We start from the raw sequence: 9029 nt of genomic DNA, 5'->3' as shown, positions 1-9029 counted from the left end.
CTAGGGTGTGTCTGACGGATCAGAGCCAGAGCACAATGCAGGCAAGAAGCACCCCGGCCAGGTAGTTGTAGCCGCGCTTATCGTAGCGAGTGGCAACCGCGCGGAAGTCCTTGAGGCGGTTGATGCAGCGCTCGACCACGTTGCGGCCCTTGTAGGCTTGCGAATCGAAGGCCGGAGGTCGGCCTCCACGCGAGCCCTTGGCCAGGCGATGCTTCTTCGCATCCTCGCGCTCGGGGCAGACCATCCGAATGCCCCGCCGGCGCACGATCCGCCGCTGTTTGCGGGCTCCGTAGGCGCGATCCAGCCGCAGACTCCGGGGACGCTTGCGGGGCCGGCCCTTCTTGCGAGGCACATGAATAGCGTCGAGCACCGGCTCGAGTTGCGTGCAGTCGGCCACCTGCCCGGCAGTGACGACCACCGAGAGGGGGCGCGCTTTGCCTTCCGCGCAGACGTGGAGCTTGCTCGTGATCCCCCCGCGGGAGCGGCCCAGCCACTCCGACCTCAGCCGCCCCTTTTTTCCGCCTGGGCCGGCTGCTTGCGGGCCCCGGCGGCACTGCGGTGCGCCTTGACGTGCGTCGAGTCCAGCGCGGCCGAGTCCCAGTCCAGGTCGCCCCGGGCTTCCGCCTCGGCTTGCAGGATCTGCAGCAGACGGGCCCAGGTGCCATCGCGACCCCAACGCACGAAGCGGTCGTAGCAGGTCTGGTACGGACCGTACCTCGCGGGGATGTCGCGCCAGGGGGCGCCGGTCCTTAGTCGCCAGAGGATCCCGTTGATCACCCGGCGGTGATTACTCCAGGCCTGCCCCTTTTTCGCGTTGCCAGGCAGGTGCGGCGCGAGAGCGCGCCATTGTGCTTCGGTTAAGTCGGTGCGTGCCATGCAGCTAAGCTAATACCGACCCGGTTCCGTCAGACAGACCCTAGTCGAGCTGGTCGCCGGCGCGCAGCACGAGGTGATCCTCGGTGCACCCTATGCCCAGTCGGGTGCCCTCAGTGCAGGCCCACTCGCAAACGCGCTGGATGCAGCGCTTCGCCGGGGCGTGCGCGTGGACTGGGTGAGCACTCCCGCGGCGCTGCCGGCGCTCCGGATCCGCGCGGGGAGTGCCGGCGTGCTCCGCTTCTATCAGCCCGAGGGGCGCCTCCTCGCCGAGCCCGGAACGCTCGGATCTCACGCCAAGTTCCTAGTGGTGGACGAGGCCCACGCCTACGTGGGTAGCGCGAACTTCACCGGGCGGGGTTTTCGTGACCAGCTCGAGATGGGGTTGCTCGTTCATGGGGAGCCCGCACGCGAGATTGCGCGCTTCTGGCGCTACGCGATCGAGATCGGACTCCTCGTTGAAGTTCGAACCTAATTTGGTAAGTAAGCGTGTCTAGGCCATAGGGCAGCGCGCCGAGGAACGCCGCCTTAATGAGACACACGTCTGGGTGGAAGGCGGCGTTAGGCCGAGCCGCCGAACTGGCGAGATGCGAGCAGGGCTGAGAGCGCCCGGTCCAGCCAGAGGCTCTCCGGGACGGTTTCGAAATGCGCGATCCGGTTGCGGATGTCGACCAGCACAGAGAGCGCCTCCATCATCCAGGAGGGCAGTCCGGTTGGGCGCTGGCGCACCTGTCGCAGCACATGGCTGAGTTCCAGATCGCGCCGATCACGGATCTCCTCTGCCGCTGGGTGTGGGCGATAGGGCACGATGAGACGATCCCCCAGCGCATCAATCAGCGAGCGCCGCCGCTCCTCGACGAAAGGGAAGAGCACTCCCACCTGACCTGCCCAAACGCGGTGGCCCACTTCCTCGCCGCAACCCAGGGGAGCCAGCGCCGCGGAGTGGATCCGCTTCTGACCCTCAATCTCGCACAAGGCGCCCGAGCACCAGCGGGCGGTATCACACACGTCCATACCCTGCGACCAGCCGCGCTCTCGGGCAACCTCGGCCAGGATGGGCTCCGGGGCCAAGACACGCTCGTTCGGCTCATCAGCAAGCCGGAGGGCTAGTTCCGGGTCCCACAAAGCAAGACGCGCGATAACGGAAGCCATTACGCGCCTGGGTATTGGGCCTTCCCCGCGATCTCTCAGTAGGTAGGAGGCCCAGAGGACCATGTCCGTCTCGCCGACGACGCCGTCCCAGGACCGAACGCCCAAGGCAACGCCGCCGGCTAGGGTCTCCCGCGCGGCGGCGCCGCGCAGGAGCAGGCAGATGCGCGAGCGCGCGAACGGCGCCACGGCGCGAACCCGCTCGTCGTACTCAATCAGAAAGCCGCACCAGTCTCCTGCGGCCTCGGGGGATGTGGTCTCGATCATCACCCCGTGGCCACGGAACCGAGACGACTCCACGAGTGTCCGGCATGTGCGCGGCGCCTCGGGCGGGAGGTCTGGATCGAAGTACTCGAGCAGGGCGGCCGCGGGCTCACCCGGCAGGTCGCGAGGCACGACGAAACGGCGCCAGTCGAGGTCGACCAAGCGCCGAATCTCACCGTCCACCCCGTTAGGGGTGTGCTCCGGGAGGCGGAGCACCAGGCTCATTCCCTCCCGGAGGTCGTCACCGGCCGTGTCCAGGAAGGTGCTAGGCCCGGGCAGGCTCCACCAGAAGTCCGGCATCCAGGCCGCTCACCTTTAAAAGGAGATTGACGGTTTCGTCCAGCTGCCAGGTCTCGCCAGCCACCGGCCAGGCCAGGCTCAACGAGTCCAGCCAGGCCAGCACCTGCTGGACTGCAGGGAGTGGCATCTCCGCCACCAGCGCGAGGTCCTCCGCAGTCGACGGCCCCGCAGCAAGTAGTGAGAGCACCGATGCGGCTTCTGGCCGCTCCAGGCCGAACGCAGCCTTCCGGGCTGCGACGGTCCGCGCGTCGTTCCATGTGGCCTCGAACGAAAGCATCTCGCGGTCCCAGCGACCAGGCGCGTTCGGCGAGAGCATGCCCATCAACTCGTAGTTGAGGTATGGCCATCCGCCAGTGTGGCTGAGGAACGTTCGGAGATAGTCGTGCGCCAGCTTTGCCGGTACCTGGAGGTCGTCGAGCCAGGCCCGGAGTGCGCTCTCAAGCCAGGGGCGAAGACTAATCGAGACGATCTTCCGCTGTCGGCAGAGCGACGCCCACCCAGCCGAATCCGGGCCCAGGAGCTGCCACGCGTGTTGCGGGTCGGCGACGAAGAGCACACGTACGAAGTTGGTCTTGGACTTGAGCGCCGCCACCTTCTGCGCCGCGTCACGTACCCACTGCTCCGTCCACGGACAATCCGCGCCTACCATGAGCAGCGTGACCCCATGGGGTGCTCGGTTGTTCAGCCCGTCCAGTTCGCGGCGGAACGCGGCGCGGTCAAAGATGCCGGTGAGTGGCACGAAGAACCGCTCTCCCATAACCTGGGGCAGCCCCGCTCCGAGGTCCGACAGCCCCGCAGCCTCGGTACCGAAGGCGACCACCACCCCGTTTTCCCGGCGCTGCACCTCCGACTCCTGTAGCGCTGTGAGCGGACTCCGCAGGTAGTCTGGCCGCCTGGGCGCCTGGATCGGGCGGCGGAAGGACTGCGCCTCATAGGCGGCAGGAGCCTCCTGCTCCGCAAGCGTGACCAGCGCCGCATCGATGTCCTCCGGGGTGCCGAGCAGGAGCCCGACGTTCCCTGTGCGCATTCGGTAGCGGCCCGCGTCGGTCTGCCGCAGGATACCAAGACCCACCATCTCGTCCAGCAGTGCCCGGAACGTGTCCTCCGAGCGATCCTCGGCAAAGCCCTGGTCCCACCACTCAAGCGCCAGCGTGCGGAGCTTCGAGGGCAAGAAGCCCTGGCGCAACATGTCCGGGCCTGCCGCGTGCCCGTAGTGTGCGATGAGAAGCGCCAGCAGACGGTAGCGCGGGTCCAGATCCAGCGTCCAGTGGAAGCGCTCACGGATCCGCTGCCAGAGTTCTTGGCTCTGGTACGCATCCTCGACATGCTTGGCCGTGATCACGTACGGGGGCCCAGCCCGGCTGTCGAAGAGCTCGAGGTTGGGCCGATTCACGTGCTTGAGCAGCTGCTGGCAGTAGAGCTGAAGTAGGCTCGGGTAGTAGTTGGTCTGGCTGAGGATCCGCACCACGAGGTCTTCGGACTCGAAGCGGTAGCCGACGGCCGCGAGAGGCTCGCGGACTAGGTCGCGCGCTTGGCGCCACTCCAGATTCTCGAAGAGCGGCCCGATGCAGCGCGGCTCGCCGAGGTGTGCAAGCGGGTTGTTCCCGATCCGGGTAGTGCGCTGCACGTTGTGTAGACCAGCAAGAACCACCTTGAAGCGCCGGTCCGTCTGCTCCATCAGCTTCTTCAGGCCCAGCACGAAGACAAAGTCCTGGTCGCCTTCTAAAAAGCGGTCGGACTCGTCGAGCAGGATGAGCACGCGGCGATTGGCCTGGTCGGAGATCCATGTGCGGATCTCGGAGTAGACCCGATCCGGGTTCACGTGGTTGGAAAGAGAGGTGGGGAAAACCCCGAACTCCTTCAGCTTCTCGGCTAGCAGCGGGAGCAGGTCCTCCAGCGGCCGGTTGAACCCGATCCCCTCGGCCTTGAGGTCCAGGTAGAGCGCCACGCGACCCACCGCCGGGTCGTGGAAGCGGCGTTCCACGTCCCGGAGCAGCGCCGTCTTGCCGAGCTGTCGCCCACCGTATATGAAGCAGGAGCCGTATGGGTCGACGATCTTCTCGCGGTCTTCCTCGCGCCCGTAGAAGACCTCCGGCGGGACGAGGCTCGCGGTCGATACGTACGGATCGAGGTAAGTAAAAGGCAGCGCACAGCGGAAGAGCACCGGCATGCGCGCATCCGGCTCACCGCAGAGGTAGAGGAGGAGGACCTCGTCTACCACGAGAAAAATCCTGCGATCCTTGCGCGAGAGGCGGGCGAGGCTCCTCCTCCGATCTTCGTTCAGTTTACCGAGGTAGAACACAAAGGTCGGGCCCTCGTGCGCCGTGTCTCCCACCGCGCTGATCAGGTCCTCCGCCGAGGGCTCATCCCAGATCCACAGCACGCGGTACCGTGCCCGGTCGCTCGTGAATGAGCCCGCGGCCCGGGAGCCGTAGTGCGCCACGGGGCACTGCGCCCGGTCACGCACGGGCTGCGTGATCACGTCTTGCCACACGCGGCTCCCTCGGCTGATCCCCTTCGACTCCATCGTGCTCACGTTGAGCACGTTGAAGCCGAGGAAGGTGAACACGGCGCGCGTCACGTTGTTCTCGGCGGACCCCCGCTGGCCCTTCACCTTGTACCAGCCCGTCACCGCATCCGCTGCGATCCGGGCCTGCGGCTCCGGAACGCGGCTCATGTCGATCGAGGCGAACGGCTGGCTCGCCCGGATATCGTCGATGAGCTGGATCGGATTCACCACTCGGAACCGGTCGAGCTCCTGGACCATACCCGGGAAGAAAGATCTGAAGACATCTGCCGGCTCACTCTCCGGCTCGATCGGGTGCCCACGCTCAACGTGGTGGATGTATTCCCGCGCGGTGAGCACGTCACCGCGGGCGAGGACCGCGTTGATTCGGGCACGCCCCGGATGGTCCGGGCCGATGTTGTGCCGGCCCAGGTCGGCCTCCAATTCGCGTACCATCTCTTGCTGGCGCTCGTCGATCACGCGGTCTACGCTGGCCAGCTCGGCGCGCATCCGCCCGAGCGCCTCTGAGGGGCCTCCCGCCGCGGTGATGACCGCCCGCACGCTGTCCAGCAACGAGTCGCGCTCACTGTCGCTCAGGACCCCGAACATCACGGCCTGGTCGACGCGGCGCTCAGCCGCGTCGGTCAAGCGCCAGAGCGTTCCCTGCGCCTCGGTCAGCCGACGTCGGCGCTCTCCCTCCAGCCGCGTGATCTCCTCCTCGGTCTCGCTGCGGAGCACACTCATGCGCTGCAGGATCAGGCGCGCACCCACGAAGTCCCATGTCGCGACACGTCCCTCGAAGGCTTGGCTCCAACTGACCAGTGGGCCCTGTGCGAGGGCGCGCATCAGCGGCGTGACGATGTCCACACTTTCCGGACAGGTCCAATCCGGCTCCAGCTCGATCTCGGGGATCCGCAGCAGCCCCGCGTTCAGGACCTGCCCAGGCGGAACCTCGCGGACCACCCGTGGGCTACCCCCGTCGAGCAGCGCGTTCATCGACTCGATCGCCTCCCCCATGGCTGCCACCGAGGCGCGCTGCAGGACCGAGCCGGCCTGCGCGGCCAGCGCAGCGAGTTCTTCGAGTACAGCGCGGCTACGCGTGGCTAGCTCGCTGCTGACCTGCGCTGCCTGCTGGATCCGGTAGTTGCTCGCCTGGCCCGGAGCATTGTCGTGGAGCTCGACCCACTCCCTCGCCAAGCTGACCGCCTCCCGCACCCGCGCCAGCAGCTGCGTGTACGCCTTGAAGTCGATCGTGGCGCTCGCCTTCCGGCTTGAGAGCTCGCGGTCCGCACGGTCCACCAGGCGCCGGAGCTCGGAGGTGTCACTCAGCCGCTCGATTTCAGCCCGCACTACCTCCAGCGCGCCGCGGTCGTTCGTTCGCACTGGCTGGAGGAGGGCATGGATGATGTCACCCTTCTCCTGCCACTTGATCCAGATCCGGGTGGCTGGAGGGTACAGTATGGTCATGTGCGGCGCGTGTGCCGCCCACTGAGCCGTTCGCTCAGCGAGTTCGCCAAGCGCGGCCTCCCAGGCCGCCCTTGACTGCACGCGCTTGAGCAGGATCGGATCGAGGCCAGTCCCCTTTGAGGAGAAATCGGCCACACTCTGGCAGTACGCCCACAGGCTGTTCAGCCCAGCACCGAGATGAACCCGCGCACGGCTGAGCGGGGCGGCCGCGAGCGAGGCCGGAGCGAGCAACGCCGGACGCAGCGCGGCTGCAGCCACTAGCAACGCCAGACCTTGCCGGTTCTCGGGCGGTGCATCCTCGAACAGGTCCTCCGTGAACGCGGCGAAGTCGTCCCGCAGCAGGTCCTCCAGCGGACCGGAGGGCTGAGAGAGCAGCGAAGAGACAACCAGCGACCGCAGTAGCCAGATCGGAACAGCGTCCGGGTCAGAGCTCGCCACCTGGCCCACGTGGTAGGCCAGACCCCGGCGGCCTTCGGCCAGAAGGCTAAGGGAGATGACCCGCGCGATTCCCGGCTGGGACTCCGGCGCAGTCTTGAGGTAACGAGCCGCCATCTCGTGCAGGCTGAGCCCGGAGAGGTCGTCCCGATCCTGTTCCGCCTCGGGCGTGTGCACCGGCGCGGCGACGGGCGTGGTGGGCGCTGCCGCAGAGGCCGGGTCAAGCAGGGGCTCTGACTCCTCGGGGACGGGAGAGGCTACCCCCACTAGTGGTGCCGCGGACGGCTGTGCCTCTACAGGCGTGGGAGGGAGCGGGGCGGTCTCGGCCGGCGAAGGCGCATCCTCCTGCACTTCCAGTGCGGGCGCGCCCAGGCCTATCGGAGCGCCGACTGGTGTCTTCGACGCTTCAGCCACCTCCAATCCCCGGGCCCCTATCTTGGGCGCTAAATCCTCGGGCGCCCCTTCCGTCGCAGTCTCCGAGGATGCGGTTGGGGGCTCCCGCACCTCTGGGCCGGGCTCAACGAGACGTAGCCGGCCGAGTGCTGCCACCATAGCGAGCTGAATGCTGTACGCCTCGCCTATGCGCGTGCCAAGGGCCATTTTCTGGTCATCAGGAAGCTCCCCAGGCCGTACCACCAAGTCGTGAAGCGCGGAGAGCACGTGCACGCCGCCCACGAGCGACTCGGCTAGGGCGTCGCGGTCGGGGCCATCCGACTCCAGCTGGTCTGTTAGCAGCCTGGCGTCTTCGTGTGCCGGCGCGATCGCCTCGGGAGGCGTGCTCTCGATGCGCTGCACCACGGCGAGAATGCGGAGTGCTTCCCTGCGAAGGCTCTCGCTCTGTCTCCCGGCTTCGAGCGCCTCGATGCGGCCAAGCCAGTCCTCAAGCGTGGTGACGCTCTCTTCCAACCCCGCTTCTTCGTCTTCCAAGCCACCCAGCCGGGCGCGAAGTCGCTCAGAGATCGACGCGTAGGCGGCACGAACGCGCACGATGGCTGCGAGCGTTCCGGTCCCCGGCACCCGGCCTGCCTCGGCCGCGTCGGCAGCGGCGCGCAGAGCATCGGCCAGGGTACGCAGCTCTCCGGCGAGACCCGCGATCTCCTCGGGATCCGAACTTCCTTCATCATGGCGCTCGCCCTCTGGGTCTGATCCCGCGTAAGCTGACTGGAGTCCCTCGCCCGCGGCGCTCTCCTGCAGCGCCGGAGCCGCCTGCGTCACGTCTGACTCGCTCAATACATCCTCCACTGGAGCCTTAATCTCCGCCTGCGACCCCGCTTGCTCCTGCGCCACTACGGACTCCTGGGGATTGGTTTCCCCTGGCACCTCGCCCTCTTGCTGCGCAACAGGCTGCTGGGGCTGTGGTTCAGACGTCTCCTCCATTCCTACCTCCGGTCCGGCGACCATCTCGGCAGGCTGCTCGTTCTCCGACTCTACCTCAGGCTCATCCCCCACCTCAATCTCCACTTCCAACTCCTGGCTGGCCGCGTTGGTCTCCTCAGCCGCGATGGCATTGCGGAGTTGCTCGAATCGCTTGTCCTCGGGCCGCTCCGCGATTGCGCGGATCGCGGATCCAAGCTCGTCCTGAATCTGCCGTTCTATCAGGTATAGAGTGAGGAGGATGGGGAGCGCGCGCCCTCCATGGCGCGCCCACATCCGATCTGCCGCGTGACGCACACGATCGAGTTCGATCTCGATCCCGCCCCCGATGCGCACCACGCGAGTGGAACCCTCGCCCGGCTTGGCGTCTGTCAGAAACGGCCCGACCACGTCCCATCGCGTTATCATCGCGTAATGCGCAAGGAAGGTCCGGAGTACACCCAGCGGGATGTCTCTTCCCTCCATCTCGGCGGCCGTCTGAACGGCTGAACGGGACAGTAGTGTCTGAAGGCGGATGTGAAGCGTGTCCGCCACCGTGCGGAGGAGGTCCGCGTGGTTGAGGCTGCAGTCGCAGTCCAGCATGGCCGCAATCGCCTCCCCACGGGCCTCGCGGCCCACCGCACTCCAGAGCTTTTTCGGAGTCAAGCTGTCCGGATTCCGC

4 protein-coding genes are annotated in these 9029 nt (G+C 67.0%); 1 reads left to right on the top strand and 3 read right to left on the bottom strand.

From position 1 onward, the window contains the following. Window positions 1-19: 19 nt before the first annotated feature. Window positions 20-876, bottom strand: a protein-coding gene (locus VGR37_09500; GenBank protein HEV2147623.1) for an IS5 family transposase whose coding sequence is annotated in 2 segments (ribosomal slippage) — window positions 20-507 and window positions 507-876 — 858 coding nt in all. Because the reading frame shifts where the segments join, the coding sequence is not laid out codon by codon here. A gap of 49 nt (window positions 877-925) precedes the next feature. Between VGR37_09500 and VGR37_09495 the strand changes: the two genes are divergently transcribed. Then, window positions 926-1348, top strand: coding sequence for a phospholipase D family protein (locus tag VGR37_09495; GenBank protein ID HEV2147622.1), 423 nt, complete (start codon window positions 926-928; stop codon window positions 1346-1348). A gap of 86 nt (window positions 1349-1434) precedes the next feature. Here VGR37_09495 and VGR37_09490 read toward each other — a convergent pair whose 3' ends face one another. Both VGR37_09490 and VGR37_09485 read right to left on the bottom strand, forming a co-directional pair. Continuing rightward, complete coding sequence (locus VGR37_09490) at window positions 1435-2511, bottom strand: hypothetical protein (GenBank protein HEV2147621.1); 1077 nt, start codon at window positions 2509-2511, stop codon at window positions 1435-1437. A 40-nt stretch (window positions 2512-2551) separates the two neighbouring features. Beyond that, a complete protein-coding gene (locus VGR37_09485; GenBank protein ID HEV2147620.1) occupies window positions 2552-9013 on the bottom strand; it encodes a hypothetical protein in 6462 nt (2153 codons plus the stop codon). Window positions 9014-9029 lie beyond the last annotated feature (16 nt).

The sequence above is a fragment of the Longimicrobiaceae bacterium genome, from assembly GCA_035936415.1.
Lineage (GTDB): Bacteria > Gemmatimonadota > Gemmatimonadetes > Longimicrobiales > Longimicrobiaceae > JAFAYN01.
This window is presented reverse-complemented; position numbering and strand designations above follow the sequence as displayed.

What these genes read in the sequence shown, in the direction of transcription:
- VGR37_09490 (HEV2147621.1), bottom strand. Translation starts at nt 2,511, where the DNA reads ATGAGCCTGGTGCTCCGCCTCCCGGAGCACACCCCTAACGGGGTGGAC.